We start from the raw sequence: 17,822 nt of genomic DNA, 5'->3' as shown, positions 1-17,822 counted from the left end.
GGACCAACAGGACCAACAGGTATAGCTAGTGTTTCTTTCACAGGTAGTAATGAAATAAGACCTGCGCTCACGCTAACTTTAACACTTCCACCTATAACAGTATTACCAGGTCAAGCAGTTGATTTGGATGCCTTTGCTACAGCCCATTATGTTCCATTTGAGGGTTTAACTATTTATGGTGCAGGCGTTGTAATCCAGCTATTTAGGGATAGAAATCTTCTTACACAGGCAGCTGAACGTGTTTTTTCAATACCAATAACAACTTCTAGCCAGCTTGATTTTAACCCCTCCGTTACGTGGATAGATTTTCCTCCACCAGGCACTTATCAGTATAGACTTGAGATAATTAGTGAGCGTTTTGGTATAAATGATAATGAAAGTAATTTTCGAGCTCGAGCTCTTAAAGCAAAAGTTTTGAATATAACATAACACTTGTATTCTATCAATGACATTTCATTTAGTAGTTACTACTCACGTACAATTTATAAAGTTATATACAAATTTCCTGTTTTTCACCCTTTTTGGGGATTCCGTCCTATGCTTTTTATTCCACGAGTCACTTGACCACGAGCCTCTACACCCTCATGGTCAAGTGACTTTCGCGGCATAAACGCATAGAACACCCAATAAAAGCTGTTATACAAAAATAAAGAACCGTGGAGAAATAAAGTGAACCCCATTAATGGGACATGAAAAAAACACCTCCACTTAATTCGCATACTAAATGCGAATTAAGTGGAGGTGTTTTTCATTTGAAGAAAAGAGTTCATTATGCCAGGTATTCAAGATACTATCTATTTATGGTAAAATTCTAAATATTGAAATTTTTAGTCGGGAGAAAACAAATGAATAAAGCTTATTTTTATTTTATTTTTTCATTCGTGTTGTTGGTTCCTTCCTGTATTCCCATGTTCAATATTATTAGGGAGGACTGGATAAGTAAAAAAATTGCAGATACATATGAAATACATCATGCTTATAAAGACAGTGAAGGTTTTGAGAATGTACTAGATGCTGAGGAAATAAAAATAGATGATGTACATATCAAGATATTGGAAGAAAGAACTCCTTCCAGTGGAGTAGTTAAGGCCCATCTTTTTATAAATGGGGTAGAAGTTTCTACTCCTGATGAGATATTAATTTCTAATGAGCCAAGAGGAGGGAGATATTTTTCGTGGCTAGATGTGTTAACTGTAAAAAATAAAATAAGTGGTGAAGAACAAATATATTTTCTACAGAGGATAACAAGTAATGGTTATCCTTTAGAAGAAAGAAAATGGAAAATTATTAGCATTAATAAAGATGGTAGCTACAAAGAAGAAAGTTTTAACTATGCTACAAGAAATCAGAATTACTTAGGGGTAGCCCTTGTTAATTTTTCTTATACAGGTCTAAAATTAATGGGGTACCATTCTGATATAAATGGTGCGTATCCAAGTATATTTTCCCCAATAATCTACCCTATATTTACAAGTTTATTAGGTATTATTTTATTAATCATAGCAATAAAATCAAGAATAATTTTAAAAAGGAAGTCCTCCTAATTATTGGTTAACATTTAATTAATATCAACTAACCTGAATATTTCCAGGAGTGATAGGAGTGTAATATATGTAAAACAAGGGAATGAAGTGTAGATTGGTCTACAAACATTCCCTTGTTTTACTAATGATATTAAGTTTTAAGAATTATTGAACATGACATATAGCCTATACTAAACTGTGTGTGCCAGTTAATCCATGAATTATTCCTTTATAAACAATATTAATCCCATGCCCATAAAGCTGGAAAACTTGACAAAAATTCCTCTTTTGGTTGCCAAGGCAATAGGGCTTTGAATTCTAACCGTGGATCTAATTTTGCTGTTTCCTACGTTTATGAATTTGAGTTGATGTGAGTCTGTATATTACAACCCGCGACGGTAGTTTTTGTTGTCCAATATAGGCATTTCGAATTTCATAAGTATCTCCTGGTTTTATTTGATGCATAATATCTTCAAGGTTAAGTAAAACATATAAAGATTGCTTTTTTACTGTTTCATCCCGAAAGAATTCTGGAGATTCATTCTTCACATATACTCTATTATTTAACTTTAACCGTGAAACATAGAATACACCTCGTTGATCCATCTGGTCTAAATCCTTTAGAGAAAAGTATCCTAAATCTCGATTACATAAATCTCCTGGGCATAAGGTATCTAAACACTCTGTACCAAAGGTTTTATCATTATTTTTACCTTGTTCCACTTGAAAATTGAGGGATTTTCCACTATGTAAATCATACTCTAGCTGAATCTTAATACCAGCTGTTTGTGCACATCCTCCTGAACCAGGATAAATAGGGGCCAAATGATTGGGGACCTGAAAAATAGTAGCATCTAAAATACGTATACGTTGAAAATAAGAAGTGTATTGATTTGAAATTTGAGATGAATCGTTTAGTTGGCTTTTGACTAAAAGAGAAAATACACGCTGTAGAAATAAAACAGCGCATCGATTAAAACGTTGATTAAGTCCCTCTGGACTCATCAGTGTAGCTGTATTTGCATAAAGTTGACTACATAATCGGGTGAGAGAATCGCTTGCTACGTGTTGACTAATCCAAATACATAAAGCAGCCAAATCTCGTGCATCATACTTACTTTTACGTTTTACAAAACCTGTCTCTTGTGCGAGTTGTTGAAGAATATGTGGAGATAGATATCGCTGTAGTTCTTCAGCGAACAAATGAAACTCATCCTGAATCGATAGACTCATACAAAAACGCCATCCTTTCTGTATATTTCTACAAAAAGAATAACGTCTTTTTTACTTAATGGATAGTATAAGACCTTAGCTTGATAGCTATGTGACGTAACCCCCTATATATGATAAGGAATAACGTAAGGAAATGTATAGGTGAAATATTTAATAGTATATATGTATTTAAATTTATTTTTCGGAATAAATAAACTTTTGTATTCCGTCAAATTCCTATCAAATTAATACAACTAAATGTCATTAAAATAAAAAATAATCAATTATATAAGTGATTTTGAACGTAAGAAATTTGTAAGTAATAGGTAAGAAAAAAGAGATTTTCAGTGTGTATGATTAAAATGTAAAGAAGAGTGAGAGGAGGAACAAATACTATATATTTATATAAAAAAACAAATCAATTAATAAGACTTGTATGAAGGTAAAGAGACATTACAAAAGTTAACATACATCTGAAAAAAGGGATAGACCATTTTTTAGGTCAGAAAGTCAGTTATGAAATAATGGGTATAAGAATGGTTACAAATTTAATATCGCCCTTTTGTCTTTGGTTAAGACGGATTAGTTTAAAAACAGCAAATAACCATTTATAAAATATGAATAGGGGAGAGGAATATTTTGATGAAAAAGCATCGTCAAATTACATTTACAGGTTTAGCAATTTTAATAACTGGAGGTTCACTGTTATATACAACTCCAACCTCAATTGTAAAAGCGGAGTCCATTCAAAATGTATCTAGTTCGTTACAAACAAGCACTCAAAAAGACCGTAATTTCGTCAAAGAGGCAATGCGGGATACATTGCAACTTGGATATCCAGGGATACTTGCTAAAACTTCTGAGGGTGGAAAAACATGGAGTTATGCAGCTGGGATAGCGGATCTGAGTACCAAGAAACCAATGAAAACAGATTTTCGTTTTCGAATTGGCAGCGTGACAAAGACGTTCACTGCAACAGTTGTACTGCAATTGGCCGGAGAGAACCGCTTGAATCTAGACGATTCTATTGAAAAATGGTTGCCTGGTGTCATTCAAGGAAATGGATATGATGATAAACAGATTACTATCCGGCAATTATTGAACCACACAAGTGGTATCGCTGAGTACACAAGATCAAAGGATTTTAATATGATGGATACAAAAAAATCTTATACTGCTGAAGGATTAATAAAGATGGGAATTTCCATGCCCCCAGATTTTGCTCCAGGAAAGAGCTGGTCGTATTCAAATACAGGATATGTATTACTGGGGATTCTTATTGAAAAAGTAACTGGGAATAGCTATGCGGAAGAGATTGAAAATCGGATTATTGAACCGCTTGAATTATCGAATACATTCTTACCTGGAAATTCAAGCGTGATACCAGGAACCAAGCATGCTCGTGGATATATCCAACTAGACGGGGCAAGTGAGCCAAAGGATGTTACTTATTATAATCCAAGTATGGCGAGCTCAGCCGGAGATATGATTTCTACTGCTGATGATTTAAACAAATTCTTCTCCTACTTACTTGGAGGTAATTTATTGAAAGAACAGCAACTAAAGCAAATGCTTACTACAGTCCCTACAGGAACAGATGAACTTGGTGATTACGGTCTTGGGATTTTTAAAATTAAGCTTTCCAACGGTGTATCGATATGGGGACATGGAGGCACCATTCCTGGATTTGTAACTTTTGCTGGAGGCACACTTGGAGGCAAGCACACATTGGCCGTCAATTTGAACAGCCTTAAAGCTGATAGTCCTGATCCTTTTAAAAATATTTTACTTGCTGAATTTAGCAAGTAGGTTAAGAGGAAGAATGGATAAATTTTATCGTATTTTTATAGTCGAATAAATAGATTATAAAATCGATCACTTATCTAAGGAGGTAATTCCCTCATGAAAAATGAGCTAACTGGTGTGTTAGCCGTTGCATTAGCGCTAACTATGATTCTACCAACAGGGGCGAAAGTATTTTCTGACAGTAAGACTACAGTTGTAACTGGTGAAGAAGTAGCTAGCCAAGAGCTGAAGAAGATTGCAGCAGAGAAGGCGGCGCTACTTACGAAGTCCCATGGGGCGACTAGCGTGCAGTATGCGCTAATTGATAATGGAAAACTTATTTTGTCGGGTCAGGCTGGCATGAACGATATGGAAGGGAAACAGCCGCTAACAAAAGATACTCTATACGGGATTGGTTCAGTCAGTAAAATGTATGCAACAGCGGCTGTAATGAAATTGGTCGATGAAGGAAAAGTCGATTTGGATGCTCCTGTTGTCCGCTATGTTCCTGATTTTGAGATGAAAGACGGTCGATACAAACGTATTACACCACGTATGTTGTTGAATCACTCCTCTGGCTTACAAGGTTCTACGTTAAGTAATGCATTTTTATTTAACGATAATGATACCTATGCCCATGATGTCTTATTGCAGCAATTGTCCAAACAAAACTTGAAAGCAGACCCAGGCGCTTTCTCGGTATACTGCAACGATGGCTTTACGTTGGCCGAAATTTTAGTGGAAAGAGTCAGCGGTATGAGCTTTACAGAATTTCTACATCAACGGTTTACAGAACCTTTAAAGATGCATCATACAAAAACGCCGCAGGACAAATGGAGAGACGAAAATCGGGCTGGACTTTATTTTCCTCCGTACCAAGGGCAACTTCCAATTGAATCAGTGAATGTGATTGGTACGGGAGGGATATCTTCTACGGCAGAAGATATGGTACGATTTTCACAATTATTTATGGGACAGGGAAAAGGAATCCTCTCTGATAAAGTAGTCAAAGCGATGGAGCAAGAGGAATATAAAAAAGGTATGTGGCCAGGGGATGGAGATAATATTTTTAACTATGGTCTTGGCTGGGATAGTGTGAAACTATACCCATTTAGTGAATATGGGATAAAAGCTTTGGCTAAGGGCGGCGATACGGCGCTACAACATGCTATACTAGTTGTGCTTCCGGAACAGAGAATGGCAGCAGCTGTGTTGTCATCTGGTGGACGAAGCTCTACAAATCAATTGATGGCAACTGAATTGCTGCTCGCCGCGCTTAAAGAGAACGGTACTATTAAGGATGTCAAGCCGAACAAATCCTTTGGCAAGCCAGTCAAGGTAAAAATGCCTCAAGACGTAGCAAAGAATGCAGGCTTTTATGGCAATAGTGAAACTCATTTCAAAATTGAAATTACGAAGAAAGGAGAATTGTTCTTAACATCTAATCGAGAAGAAAAATATGTATATACTGCGGATGGAAGCTTTATTAATGAGAAGGGCACTTCCAAGCTCAACTTCGTGATCGAGAAGAATGGGAGAACTTATTTGAAGGAGAGCACATATAAATCGCATCCAGGCTTAGGGCAAGGTGTGATGACTCACTATTTAGCTGAGAAACTAGAAGACAACGTGTTATCGAAGAAAACCGCTGCCGCATGGGCGAAGCGGGAAGGTGTCAAATTCTATCTCGTAAATGAGAAATTTAGTTCTATTGAATATCTCGTACAACCGAAACTTATTATTATACAAATTAATCGCGACGAAGGCTTGGCGGGCTATTGGGATGGCAAAAAAATTATAGGTCCAAACACAGCAACGCATCAGCTCCAGATTCCAGTGATGAATGGCCGTGATACGACGGAAACGCACTTCTATACAGAAGGTGGCAATGAATATATGGAGATGGCCGGATTGTTATACGTAAGTGGAAGTAATGTAAAACCACTTGATGTAGGGAGATCATCTAAAGTTACGCTGCAAGCAAATGGGCATGCGAAATGGTTTACGATCCCAAAAGCGGCAGCCGGGAAAATGATGAATGTGACATTGCCATCGAAAGGTTCGTTCGTGGTATATGATGAAAAGGGAGTATGCGTTAATTTTACCGTTGTGAGTGGCAACAACAAAGTAAAACTGCCGAAGAACGGAACAGTTGTATTTGCTGGGGCACCGAACTCGGAATTTGTAATTTCGGTAAATTAACTACAATTCAAGATGAACTTCAACAAAACTAGTATGATACAGAAAAGGTGTATTGCTGGTTTTGTTTGTATCTATTCATTATCTTTACGAAAAAAATTTCAACAAATAATATCAAGCCTAAACTCTATAAAAACATCTATCATACCAGTTCTGGGCATTTATCCTTTGCCTTACTCATATTTTCGGTATAAATACGTTCGCAGCAGGAATTATCTGAGGTTTATAAAATTTATAATGATACTCATAATTATAAAGTACGGAGAAACTAAGTTCTTAAGTTGGTAGGCAAGTGATGCTACCCCACATTCATCAACTTAAGAAAACAAATCCACCCCAAAATGAAAAATAAACTTTTTTATTACAAGTTAGGACAAAATTTTGTTTTGGGGGTACTATAAAATTTTAGCTTGATGGGTATGTGGTAGCACCACATCTCCATAAGTCTTATGAAGATGATAAGTTATCGATTTTAGATTTATTAGCCACACTAGACAACGGAACACAAGTGAATATAGAAATTCTGCTTCGAAATACACATGACATGGTAAAACGCTCTTTATATTATTGGAGTAAACTCTATACATCCCAAATGCAGGAAGGGGATGCTGTATCGTTCTCTTCGAAAAACAATTACTATTAACTTGTTAGATTTCATATTATTTTCTTATGACGAATCATTTCACACCATCGGACAATTATGGAATGTCAAAACACAACAGGTATTAAGTGACGATATTGAAATCCATTTTGTACAGTTTCTTGGCTATGAATAGTGGAGTAAATATTCAGCATAAAGCGAGCCATCTTTTTTCTTAAAATAAAAAGATGACTCGCTTTATGCTGAAATTCGTTTAGCGTATATTTTCGTTAAAATGTGGGCGGCACGCCTAAAATTAAGGAATAATGAGATTTTGATTTTAAGACAAGTTTTGAGACTTTTTTAAAAGTGTTGAACAACTGTATATTTCTACAAAAAGAATAGCGTTTTTTTCATTTTATGAATATAAATTTACTCTATCTTGATAAAAAGTGTATTTAAAATAAGTATTTTTTTAAAGAATCTATGCAATAATGAATAGCCTCGTTATTAAGTGCGGTTGACTTCGCAATGAGATACACTTTCTGAGGATATAACAGATTTAAAGACTCATATGCAAGTTTATGAACTTTCTCCAAACCATCTGATGATTCAACGATTCGATCCGGAATAAATGCAATTCCTTGTCCGGATTTTACAAAATCCAGTAAAGTTTTACTGTGGCCGACTTGCACAAAGGGTGTAAACGATTCACCGAATTCTCTAAAAAACCAATCATCAAAAGTTCTTCCCCAATCTAGATATACGATTGGATAGTTTATAATGTTATTCCAAGTAAGTCTTTCATTAATATGAAAAGAAGAGGCACCATATAAGGAAAAATAATCATACCCCACTACTTCAATTTTAATATTATCATTTAATGGAGCATGATAAACTATTCCAATATCTATAGAACCATCTTTAACGCCCTCCATTATTTGTGGAGAGTGGTCTGTTACAAATTTAAAATGTATATTTTTAAAAGCAGTATGTATATGTTCAACCCACTTCACTAATACAGGATTCCATAAAGAATATGTTAATCCTAGACAAATTATCTTTTCTTTCGTTTTGTACTCTTTAGCAATGTCTTTTGTTTTCTCCATTATTTCTAACTGTCTCTCTAGCAACGGTAATATTTCTTTGCCAAAATCAGAAAGTTCAACTTTTTTGTTTGAACGATAAAACAAAGGTTGTTCATAATAGCTCTCTAAATTTTTAATTCTAGTAGTAATTGTTGATTGAGTTACATGTAGTTCGTCAGCAGCTTTTGTAAAATGTCGATGATTTGCTACAGAAATGAATGATTTAATTTGTTCATAGTCCAAGAATATCACCTCTTTATTTGAAAAATCAATTATCAGCATAGAATAATTCAATTAGACAATAATCAATAATCATTTTACACTAATTAACGAATAAGGAAATATAAACGCAGCAAAACAAAATAAAATATTAATTATATTATTTGAAATTAGGAGATGGTTTACATTGAAATTAACTATTAAAAAAAATCCTAAAATAAATTATTTGCAATGCTTACGTTGTTATAACAACTATGATTTTGCTGATTTTTTTGAAGGTTGCCCAAGATGTTTGGTTGAAAATATGCCGTCAAGTTTAAAAGTAATATATAAACAGGATGATACTACTTGTGCATTACCTTATAAATCTTACTTTTCTATGGGGGAAGGAAATACCCCATTGATTCCTATATCAATTGGTAAAGAAGAACTTGGGGAAATTTACATAAAATACGAAGGTCAAAACCCAACAGGCTCACATAAAGATAGAATGAGTTCTTTAATTGTAACAAGAGCTATTGAAACAGGATCGGAAGGTGTAGTTGTAGCATCTAGTGGAAACGCAGGGATTTCATTGGCAGCCTATGCGGCTTTCGGAGGTATAAAATGTGTTGTAATTGCTTCGAAAAACTTAAATAATCGTATTCAATCAATACTTAAAGGTTATGGAGCAAACTTAATATTAACTGATACATCTGAAGAAAGATGGATTAAATTGAAGGAATATTCCGACAAGGGATTTTACCCTGCCAGCAACTATTTAACACCTCCCGTTGGAAGTAATTTTATTGGAGTTCAAGGTTATAAAACTATTGCCTATGAAATTTTGCAACAATTGCAAGGAAGAGTGCCTAATAAAATCATTGTTCCAGTTTCCAGGGGAGACCTATTGTGGGGAATTTGGCAAGGTTTTAAAGAAATTACCCTAAATAAAAATACAATAAAACTTCCCAAAATGATAGCAGTTGAGCCCTTTCCTCGTTTAACAAATGTATTAAATGGAGTTCACTATATAGAAGAGTTTATTGGAGAAACTGAGCTGAAATCATTAGACGGAACAACGGTGACTTTCCAAGCTTTAAGTGCATTACAAGAATCTAATGGATTAGCAGTAGTAGTTAATGAAGAACAGGCAAAACAAGATCAACAATTCCTGTTAACAAAGGGTCTTTTTCTTGAAAATTCTTCTGCCACAGTAATCCATACGATAAATCAATTAAAGAATCAAAACCTCTTAAAGAAAGAAGACATCGTAATTGCTATGGGGACATCTTCAGGTTTTTTAGAGGTTTAAATTCATCCCATCTCCATCAAGCTAAAGCTTTATTACACCTCCAGAACGAAATTTTTGGGCTTTCTTGTGAAAAAAGCTTATTTATCATTTTGGGGGTAACCTGTTTTCTTAGGCTGATAGTGATGTGGTGATACCCCTCATAGTTAATTTATTTTCTTGCATGACTTAATCCTCTCTAACTAAATAGCTTTTATTCTTATCTTCCCAGTATCTATACTCATAGAGTACTTGTTCATCAAATCGCTGTAAATAACCTCTCCAGTTATTCGGAATATATTCTTCAAAAGATATTGATTCCGGATAATTAGAATAAAAAATTAAACGCTCAAAATCTATCAAGAAACATGGATTATAATCATAATAGGCTTCGTCTCTATTAGTTCTTAGTTCCCTTAAAAATTCTAACCTAATATCTTCTGTAAATCTTTCATATTTTTCTATTCTTTCTAAAAAATGAGCTATTGTAGTCTCATTTAAAATACTAATGCCTTTTCTTTCTTCTGGATATTCACTAGGAGAGTACCCAGCTTGATTATAATCTAAATACCATAAATCCGGTTCAGTTATATACCAATTGAACTTATTTTTATATTTTACACCTACTATAATATTTTCTGTATATAAAGGCTTAATCATTTAATTAGTTCTCCTCTCTTACTTAATAAGTTTAACATTTTGGTCATATTCTACCAAACACCGACTAAATCTTTTGCTTGGTACTTGCTAGTTCGCTGAACAAAACCAACATCACTAGCAAGATCCTGTAAGGTATTTGGAAATAAGAAACTTTGAATTTCTTGAGCAAATAGTTGTAATTCATTAGATACAGAAATAGACATACAAAAACGCCATCCTTTCCTATGATTCTACAGAAACAACTTTTTTAACTTTATACAAAAAGCGCTTTTTCTTTGTCCCTATGTTTTTTCATTTTCCTTATAGAATCCTTATAATTGTCGTTTATTCTATACTCACAATATACGAGGAGGAAGATTAGAATGAATGAGATTATGTTAGAAACAAAAAATCTTTGCAAAACATTTCGAAAGCAAAGTGTGGTACAAAATATTTCGCTTTCTGTACCGAAACATTCAATCTATGGATTGTTAGGTCCTAATGGGGCAGGAAAATCGACCACTTTGAAAATGATAACGGGCATGCTTACGCCTACTTCTGGTGAGATTCATTTTGATGGTCATAGATGGACGCGGCACGATTTACATTCTATTGGTGCTTTAATTGAGTCACCTCCGCTTTATGAAAATTTAACAGCAAGAGAAAATTTGCTCGTTCGTACGACTGCTTTAGGATTGCCAAAGTCAAGAATTGATGAGGTATTGCGTGTTGTAGAGCTAGAGAATACAGGTAAGAAAAAGGCAGGGAAATTTTCGATGGGAATGAAGCAGCGATTGGGAATTGCCATTGCATTACTGAATCATCCGAAGCTTTTAATATTAGACGAACCAATGAATGGACTGGATCCTTTTGGCATACAGGAATTAAGAGAATTGATTCTTTCTTTCCCTAGCAAAGGAATTACCGTCATTTTATCCAGTCATATTTTAAGCGAAGTAAGTCAGGTTGCAGATCATGTTGGGATTATATCGAATGGTGTATTGGGGTATCAGGGGAAACTGAATAAGAATACAGACTTGGAAAACTTATTTGTTCAAGTGGCGGGGAAATATAGAAGGGAGGCATAAGAAATGATTCCGTATGTTGTATCTGAAAAAATCAAAATCAGACATACTTTTTTGAATAAACTTATCTGGCTAGCGCCATTAGTTCCAATGCTGATTGCTCTATTAATATCGGGGGGGTATTTTCAAATAACTAGTTACAACTGGTGGTACGCCGCTTTTCTTCCAGGAATGCTTTCTTTAAGTTGTGCACTTCTTGCCGAGAAGGATAAAAAAATGAATAATCGAGCTATTTTATCTTTGCCCGTTTCCTTAAAACGAGTATGGGTTTCTAAAGTATTACTGGTTTTAGGAATTTTGATTTGTTCCTGCATAATTTTTTTCTGTGGCATACAGTTATTTAGTTTACTATTAAATAAAGGTGGTTTCCCAATAATCTCTGTAAAGAATACATTATTAGGTAGCTTTGTTTTGGTTGTTACCTTTATGTGGCAAATTCCTATATGTTTATTTTTAGGTAACAAGATAGGTATATTTTCAACGGTTCTATTAAATGTGATAGCAAATGGAGTAGGATTTGCATTTGCAACAGAAAGTATTTGGCTGATCAATCCATATGCATATCCAAGTAGACTCATGATTCCAATCGTAAAAATATTACCGAATGGTATGCTTGCAGAACCAGGGAGTACAACTTTCACACCAGAACTTCTTTCCTATTCTGTCATACTGCCAGGCCTGGTCATTTCTGTCGTGCTGTTTCTTTTGCTTACTTATGTGACGACAAAATGGTTTGAAAAGCAGGAGGCAAAATAAAATGGGAGTTTTACCAAGGGTATTAAGAGCTGATTTTCTAAAGATGAAAGGTACGATTTTTTTCTGGATACATATAGTGATGCCAATCATCGGGATTATTCTTTTTTTAAGTTACTATTCCTTTTCCAAAGTTGATACCATTAGTAAGGTTCCAGTTTATATAGAAGTATTATCTATGATTTTTCCACTGCTTATTAGTGTTGTATGTTCTTCTATTGTGGAACAGGAAGCGTTAGCAGGGAACTTTACAGAACTTTTAGCAACAGAATACGGAAAGCGGAAAGCATTTATTAGTAAATTCTGTTTACTGTTAATATGCGGGTTTTGTTCGACTATATTGGCAGTCTTTGGGTTTGCGGCAGGTTTTCATTTTTTGTTAGGGCAGAATGAATTTCCCCTTTCTTTGTATTTTGAGATTTCCTTAATACTTTTTGGATGTCAAATCTTTATGTATCTATTTCATCTGTTCTTGAACTTTCGCTTTAGTAAAGGTGCTTCCATTGGAATCGGCATTATAGAAAGTGTACTGGCAGCTTTAATGCTTACCGGGCTGGGAGAGGTTATTTGGAAATACATTCCGTGTGCATGGGGGATGCGATTGTATAGTAGTTTTTTTGAATACAGATTGAGACCTGATTCGTTTCATGCCTTACAAGGAGATACTCAAATGGGAGTAGTTATATGTATTTGCTCAACGATTATTGCTTTTATTATGTCACTTATATGGTTTTCTTTTTATGAAGGGCGTAAAGAAATGTAAACACATTTTGTAAACACAGCATTATAATGAAAGGAGGAGGGGATCTGTATGGCAAAAATATTAGCAATTGATGATGAAGAAGGCATTCTTTATATTATAAAAAGCGCTTTAGAGAAAGAAGGACATGAGGTAACTGCCGTTCGTAATCCTCTTACGATTTCCAAGAACAAATTTTGTCATTATGATTTAATTCTATTAGATGTCATGATGCCAGAAATAGATGGGTTTACACTTTGCAAGGAGATCAGGGACTTGGTGGATAGTCCTATTGTCTTTCTAACTGCTAAAACAATGGAAAAGGATCTGATCACAGGGCTTAGTCTTGGCGGAGATGACTATATTACAAAGCCTTTTGGAATCGGTGAATTGCGTGCAAGAGTGTCAGCACATGTAAGACGTGAACATAGGGAAAAGCAAAATGCCTTTTTTCTATCAGGTCTTACATTTAATCTATCGTGTAAAGAAATAAGGTATGACGATACAGTTATCGCATTTACGAAAAGCGAGTATGGAATTTGTGAGTATTTAGCTCTCAATCACGGTCAAGTATTTTCAAGAGAAAAGATTTATGAAAATGTTTTTGGATATGATGGCGAAAGTGACAATCAAGTCATTGTGGAACATATTAAAAATATCCGCTATAAATTATCTAAGTATGGCATGAATCCAATAGAAACAGTGTGGGGAATCGGATATAAATGGAAAAGGTAAAAAAACAAATAAATCTCCGCAAAATTTTTATACGGTATATTTTCGCATTTTCAATAGGGACAATTGCTTTAGTCATTTTTCATCTTAGTTTGTTCAGTATGGGAGTTAACAGGGGGATGATTCTTCCGGCAAATTATTATGAGAAACAGATTGAATCGCAAAGAGACGCCATAGTAAAAGCAGAACAGGGCGATGATCAGATTTTAAAAAAATATAAATATGCTGTGTATGACTTTTCAGGAAACATCATTCAAGGGAATATTCATAAAAATGATGCGAGGAAAATATGGGATAACGTACAGAACAACGAAATAGGTGGCGATGGATACTACTATGCAGTTATAAAACGAAATAAAGATATTTGTGTCGTTTTATATACTTTGCATACGAGTTATAAAAATCCTGTGTTGCAGAAGTATTTACCAATCCCGGACATTTCTTTGATTATCTCTTTTATCCTATTATTTGCGTTAGAAGTGTTATTTCTATCTCGTTCTTTTGGTAAATCATTGTCAAAGGAAATGCTGATTTTGAAAAAGGTAACCGATAAAATTCAAAAGGAAGATTTAGATTTTCAAGTAGAGCAATCTAGAATAATAGAAGTGAATGAAATATTAGATTCCTTAGTAAAAATGAAAGATGAACTGAACGATTCCTTACGTAAACAGTGGGAGATGGAAATGAATCGAAGGGAACAGATTGCTGCTTTAGCACATGATGTCAAAACTCCATTAACGATATTGAGAGGGAATGCCGAGCTGTTAAATGAATTTATGCTGGATTCGGATCAGGGGAAATGTAATGAGCATATTTTGAAAAGTGTTGCTGAAATGGAGATGTATATGCAATCTTTGCTCGACATTACGAAATGTGAGGAAGTTACTTCACTTCAATTTAAGCAAATAGAACTCCAAAACTTTATTGATCATATTATAGAAGAAAGTGCAATTTGTGCTTTGGACAAACAGTTACATGTAATGAAAGAGGTTAAGGATATACCGAATTTTATTTATGCTGATGAGGTTGTTTTAAAAAGGGCCATTATGAATGTGATGATGAATGCCATTGAATATTCCCCGGTAAATGGTGATTTACTGTTCACAGTTGAAACTAGTAATAGTAAGGTCCAGTTCATTATCGAGGATGCAGGAAGAGGATTTACAAAGGAAGAAATAAGTTCAGCTACAGAGCAATTTTTTAGAGGCGATAAAAGTAGAAACTCAAAACATCATCATGGAATCGGACTATATATTGCGAAAAACTTTGCAAAGCAGCATGGTGGAAATATTCACTTAAGTAATTCAGAAAAGCTGTGTGGTGCAAAAGTTGTTTTGGAAATATCAGTGTAGAAGGGATGCAGGAAGAGGCTTTGTTTATTTCATAATAGATGAGATTCTATAGAGAATGTGAGCGAATATGTGGTTCTATGGGCTATTTTACTTTGAGTTTGTGAAATGAAAAACACAGATTTTCCATTTAGGGGGTACTTTAAAATCTTAGGTTGATAACGATATGGCAGTACCCCTACATCCATCAACTTAAGGTATATTTTCATACAAAACGCGGTTCTTTCACGAATAGCTCGATCATGTAGGCGTTTTTGTTTTTTCTCCTCCGTACATTTATAAACCACAATGCGAGTAGGTAATTTGTCTTTGCCCCCTACATATACATCATGTAATTCATACACTTTGCCAGGTTGTAATTCGTTTCATTCCACCTGCTTCTATAGCTAATTTATTAAGTGCAGCGGGAGACATATAGCGATATAACTCTTCGGCAAATAAAGACAACTCTTGTTTTTGATGCATATTCATAAAAAGTACGTCACCCTTTCTCATTAACATAAGAGAATAGTAACGTGCTTTTAACTTCAGGAATAGTCGAAATCCTTAAGTTAATGGGTGTGTGGGGAAATCCCATAAATAATTGATTTTCTCCATTAAAGCATCCTCTAACGGAAGACTTGGTTTCGAAATGTTTTTATGGAATTATCGTTCCAAAATCTTTATACTAAATTATATGATAGGGGGTGTTGTAAAGTGGGGAGAAATATTAGTTTTAACAAAGAACATGCTTTGAATAAAGCTATGTATTTATTCTGGGAAAAAGGTTATGACGCTACATCCATTTCAGACCTTATTGAAACGATGGGAATAAGTCGATCTACTCTCTACAGTAGTTTTGGAGATAAGGATGAACTATTTAAACAGGTTTTAGAGCATTATAAAAACTATGGCAGTCGAAAGAGAAATCTACTTTTTAGTGACACAAACACGAAAGCATCACTTAAATCTTTTTTTTATCAACATATTGAAAAATGCTATTTAGATGACATTCCTAAAAGTTGTATTATAACTAATTCGTCACTGCTTATTGGACATATCGATCCTTCCATAGAAGAAATACTTATAAATGATTTTAATGAACTTGAAAAAGTATTTAAGCAAGTCATTGAAGAAGGAAAAAAGAAAGGAGAAATTTTACAAGAGGCTAACTCTGAATTAGTTGCATATTCTTTATTAAGTTTAAATCATAGCCTTAATTTAATGTCCAAATATAAAAAAGAGAAAAATCTAGCCTATAATCTAGTGGATAAGACTATTGCAGACCTATAGTCTTTCTTTTTCAACAATTTCGGAACGAACGTACCAAAAAATTAAAATAAATAAAAGGAATGATAAAGTTGACTAAAAAGACAAATTTTCTAATATTTATTTTGGCAATTAGTTGTGGTTCGCTTGCCGCAAATATTTATTATGCACAACCAATTGTACAATTCATTGCAAAAGATTTGAACATCTCTTCTGATTTATCTGGATTGCTCACCACCTTGACGCAAATTGGGTATGGATTGGGCTTATTTTTTATCGTGCCAATGGCCGATTTATTTAAAAGTAAGAAAATAATTGGAATTCTTATCGGGCTAACTATTATTCCCTTAATTGGTACGCTAATTTCGACAAATGGAATTGTTTTTTTAATATTAACAACTGTGATTGGTATTGGAGCTTGTGCGGCTCAAATGTTAGTTCCGCTAACAATGAGGATTGTGCCCATTGAAGAGACTGGTAAATATGTGGGTAAAGTAATGAGTGGTTTATTGATTGGGATTATGATTGCTCGGCCATTATCTATCGGAATAGCAGAATGGTTCGGCTGGAGAATGGTATTTCTTTTTTCATTAATAACTCTAGTCGTCGTATTACTGTTAATTATAAAATTTTTGCCCAATTATAAAGTAGTGTCGACTAGTAACATGTTATATCCAAATTTAATAGCTTCTATGGTAAAGCTACTAATAAATACTTCTGCTTTACAACAAAGAGCTTTTTATCACGCATGTTTATTTGCAACATTTAGTCTTTATTGGACAGTTATTCCAATTTTATTAAGGTCTGAGCCATTACATTTTTCAAATAATGAAATTGCATTGTTTGGCTTTGTTGCAATAGCAGGAGCTCTCTTAACTCCTACTATTGGTAAAATAGCAGATAAAGGTTATATTTTTACAATGACTAATGTATCAATGGCGCTCGTACTATTATCTATCGTACTATTATTTTTTGTTCAAGATCATTCACTATTTAGTGTAATTTTAATACTTATTTCAGGCATTTGCATTGATATTGGTGTAGCAGGAAATTTATTATTAGGTCAAAAAGTTATCTTTGGTTTGAATCCCGAGATAAGAAACAGGCTTAATGGATTATATATGACTATTTTCTTTTTGGGAGGAGCATTTGGTTCATGGATTGGAAGTTATACTTACTATAAATTTAATAGTGAAGTAACTTTACTCATTGGAGCAGCCTTGCCTTTAATTTCCTTATTCGTTCATTTAATAAAGAATAATACAAAAAATTTATCAAAAACCAAAAGTAAATACATATCTTGACTATTAATGTCCCCAAAAGCCAGAGTCATAATCTAATTTGGGGGATACTTCAAAATCTTAGCTTGATGGGCATGTGGCGGTACCCCACATCCATCAA

General features: G+C 34.3%; 15 protein-coding genes and 4 pseudogenes. 13 read left to right on the top strand and 6 right to left on the bottom strand.

The genetic code is table 11. The annotated features are described in order from the left end of the window. A partial coding sequence (locus tag CN288_RS29085; RefSeq protein ID WP_098303369.1) for a hypothetical protein occupies window positions 1–429 on the top strand: 429 nt, incomplete at its 5' end. A 416-nt stretch (window positions 430–845) separates the two neighbouring features. Continuing rightward, the gene (locus CN288_RS25120) at window positions 846–1,544 is read left to right on the top strand and encodes a hypothetical protein (protein ID WP_098303368.1); all 699 of its coding nucleotides are present in this window, start codon (window positions 846–848) and stop codon (window positions 1,542–1,544) included. Window positions 1,545–1,859: 315 nt separating this feature from the next. On the opposite strand, the pseudogene CN288_RS25115 reads toward CN288_RS25120, so the two are convergent. Beyond that, window positions 1,860–2,756, bottom strand: a pseudogene (locus tag CN288_RS25115) (IS4 family transposase); the annotation flags it as partial. A 621-nt stretch (window positions 2,757–3,377) separates the two neighbouring features. On the opposite strand from CN288_RS25115, the gene CN288_RS25110 reads away from it, so the two are divergent. The 3 genes and pseudogenes from CN288_RS25110 to CN288_RS25100 form a co-directional block, all read left to right on the top strand. After that, window positions 3,378–4,544 carry a serine hydrolase domain-containing protein gene (locus tag CN288_RS25110; RefSeq protein WP_098303367.1) on the top strand — a complete coding sequence of 389 codons (1,167 nt, stop codon included), beginning with the start codon at window positions 3,378–3,380 and terminating at the stop codon, window positions 4,542–4,544. A gap of 93 nt (window positions 4,545–4,637) precedes the next feature. Continuing rightward, entirely contained in the window at window positions 4,638–6,722 is a 2,085-nt protein-coding gene (locus CN288_RS25105) for a serine hydrolase domain-containing protein (RefSeq protein WP_098303366.1), read from the top strand. A gap of 427 nt (window positions 6,723–7,149) precedes the next feature. Further along, window positions 7,150–7,477, top strand: a pseudogene (locus CN288_RS25100) (Rpn family recombination-promoting nuclease/putative transposase); the annotation flags it as partial. A gap of 280 nt (window positions 7,478–7,757) precedes the next feature. Here the strand turns inward: CN288_RS25100 and CN288_RS25095 are convergent. Next, window positions 7,758–8,630 carry a LysR family transcriptional regulator gene (locus tag CN288_RS25095; RefSeq protein ID WP_176527736.1) on the bottom strand — a complete coding sequence of 291 codons (873 nt, stop codon included), beginning with the start codon at window positions 8,628–8,630 and terminating at the stop codon, window positions 7,758–7,760. A 163-nt stretch (window positions 8,631–8,793) separates the two neighbouring features. On the opposite strand from CN288_RS25095, the gene CN288_RS25090 reads away from it, so the two are divergent. Then, window positions 8,794–9,900: a pyridoxal-phosphate dependent enzyme gene (locus tag CN288_RS25090; RefSeq protein WP_051588579.1), complete on the top strand. Its 1,107-nt coding sequence runs from the start codon at window positions 8,794–8,796 to the stop codon at window positions 9,898–9,900. A 165-nt stretch (window positions 9,901–10,065) separates the two neighbouring features. On the opposite strand, the gene CN288_RS25085 is transcribed toward CN288_RS25090, so the two are convergent. Both CN288_RS25085 and CN288_RS29080 read right to left on the bottom strand, forming a co-directional pair. Beyond that, window positions 10,066–10,536 (bottom strand): hypothetical protein, encoded by a 471-nt coding sequence (locus tag CN288_RS25085; RefSeq protein WP_098303364.1) that lies wholly within the window; start codon window positions 10,534–10,536, stop codon window positions 10,066–10,068. Window positions 10,537–10,589: 53 nt separating this feature from the next. Beyond that, a pseudogene (locus tag CN288_RS29080) lies at window positions 10,590–10,739 on the bottom strand (IS4 family transposase); the annotation flags it as partial. 159 nt (window positions 10,740–10,898) lie between these two features. Here CN288_RS29080 and CN288_RS25080 point away from each other — a divergent pair. From CN288_RS25080 to CN288_RS25060, 5 genes are read left to right on the top strand one after another with little or no spacing between them, the layout of a single operon-like run. Further along, window positions 10,899–11,603: a lantibiotic protection ABC transporter ATP-binding protein gene (locus CN288_RS25080; RefSeq protein WP_098303363.1), complete on the top strand. Its 705-nt coding sequence runs from the start codon at window positions 10,899–10,901 to the stop codon at window positions 11,601–11,603. Between the two features lie 3 nt (window positions 11,604–11,606). Continuing rightward, entirely contained in the window at window positions 11,607–12,356 is a 750-nt protein-coding gene (locus CN288_RS25075; protein WP_098303362.1) for a lantibiotic immunity ABC transporter MutE/EpiE family permease subunit, read from the top strand. Between the two features lies 1 nt (window position 12,357). Then, window positions 12,358–13,116: a lantibiotic immunity ABC transporter MutG family permease subunit gene (locus tag CN288_RS25070; RefSeq protein WP_098303361.1), complete on the top strand. Its 759-nt coding sequence runs from the start codon at window positions 12,358–12,360 to the stop codon at window positions 13,114–13,116. Window positions 13,117–13,164: 48 nt separating this feature from the next. Beyond that, window positions 13,165–13,827 carry a response regulator transcription factor gene (locus CN288_RS25065; RefSeq protein ID WP_098303360.1) on the top strand — a complete coding sequence of 221 codons (663 nt, stop codon included), beginning with the start codon at window positions 13,165–13,167 and terminating at the stop codon, window positions 13,825–13,827. Further along, window positions 13,815–15,176, top strand: a complete 1,362-nt coding sequence (locus CN288_RS25060; protein WP_098303359.1) for a sensor histidine kinase — start codon at window positions 13,815–13,817, stop codon at window positions 15,174–15,176. Before CN288_RS25065 ends, CN288_RS25060 begins: the two co-directional genes overlap by 13 nt. 218 nt (window positions 15,177–15,394) lie before the next feature. Here the strand turns inward: CN288_RS25060 and CN288_RS30280 are convergent. Both CN288_RS30280 and CN288_RS29895 read right to left on the bottom strand, forming a co-directional pair. Then, window positions 15,395–15,535, bottom strand: a pseudogene (locus tag CN288_RS30280) (IS4 family transposase); the annotation flags it as partial. Then, on the bottom strand, window positions 15,510–15,644 hold the full coding sequence (locus tag CN288_RS29895) for a hypothetical protein (protein WP_255260057.1): 135 nt from the start codon (window positions 15,642–15,644) through the stop codon (window positions 15,510–15,512). The gene CN288_RS29895 and the pseudogene CN288_RS30280, both read right to left, overlap by 26 nt. 225 nt (window positions 15,645–15,869) lie before the next feature. Between CN288_RS29895 and CN288_RS25045 the strand changes: the two genes are divergently transcribed. Both CN288_RS25045 and CN288_RS25040 read left to right on the top strand, forming a co-directional pair. Next, window positions 15,870–16,445, top strand: coding sequence for a TetR/AcrR family transcriptional regulator (locus CN288_RS25045; RefSeq protein ID WP_098303357.1), 576 nt, complete (start codon window positions 15,870–15,872; stop codon window positions 16,443–16,445). Window positions 16,446–16,504: 59 nt separating this feature from the next. Further along, the gene (locus tag CN288_RS25040; RefSeq protein WP_098303356.1) at window positions 16,505–17,725 is read left to right on the top strand and encodes an MFS transporter; all 1,221 of its coding nucleotides are present in this window, start codon (window positions 16,505–16,507) and stop codon (window positions 17,723–17,725) included. Window positions 17,726–17,822 lie beyond the last annotated feature (97 nt).

Origin of the sequence: Bacillus sp. AFS023182 (genome assembly GCF_002560575.1) — a bacterium.
Taxonomy (GTDB): domain Bacteria; phylum Bacillota; class Bacilli; order Bacillales; family Bacillaceae_G; genus Bacillus_A; species Bacillus_A arachidis.
Note: the sequence above shows the minus strand (reverse complement) of the source record. Positions and strands in the feature narration are given on the sequence as shown.

Bases quoted from the DNA above. Each gene is read 5' to 3' on its own strand.
- CN288_RS25120 (WP_098303368.1), top strand. From the start codon at position 846: ATGAATAAAGCTTATTTTTATTTTATTTTTTCATTCGTGTTGTTGGTT.
- CN288_RS25110 (WP_098303367.1), top strand. From the start codon at position 3,378: ATGAAAAAGCATCGTCAAATTACATTTACAGGTTTAGCAATTTTAATA.
- CN288_RS25105 (WP_098303366.1), top strand. From the start codon at position 4,638: ATGAAAAATGAGCTAACTGGTGTGTTAGCCGTTGCATTAGCGCTAACT.
- CN288_RS25085 (WP_098303364.1), bottom strand. From the start codon at position 10,536: ATGATTAAGCCTTTATATACAGAAAATATTATAGTAGGTGTAAAATAT.
- CN288_RS25080 (WP_098303363.1), top strand. From the start codon at position 10,899: ATGAATGAGATTATGTTAGAAACAAAAAATCTTTGCAAAACATTTCGA.
- CN288_RS25075 (WP_098303362.1), top strand. From the start codon at position 11,607: ATGATTCCGTATGTTGTATCTGAAAAAATCAAAATCAGACATACTTTT.
- CN288_RS25070 (WP_098303361.1), top strand. From the start codon at position 12,358: ATGGGAGTTTTACCAAGGGTATTAAGAGCTGATTTTCTAAAGATGAAA.
- CN288_RS25065 (WP_098303360.1), top strand. From the start codon at position 13,165: ATGGCAAAAATATTAGCAATTGATGATGAAGAAGGCATTCTTTATATT.
- CN288_RS25060 (WP_098303359.1), top strand. From the start codon at position 13,815: ATGGAAAAGGTAAAAAAACAAATAAATCTCCGCAAAATTTTTATACGG.
- CN288_RS29895 (WP_255260057.1), bottom strand. From the start codon at position 15,644: ATGAATATGCATCAAAAACAAGAGTTGTCTTTATTTGCCGAAGAGTTA.
- CN288_RS25040 (WP_098303356.1), top strand. From the start codon at position 16,505: ATGATAAAGTTGACTAAAAAGACAAATTTTCTAATATTTATTTTGGCA.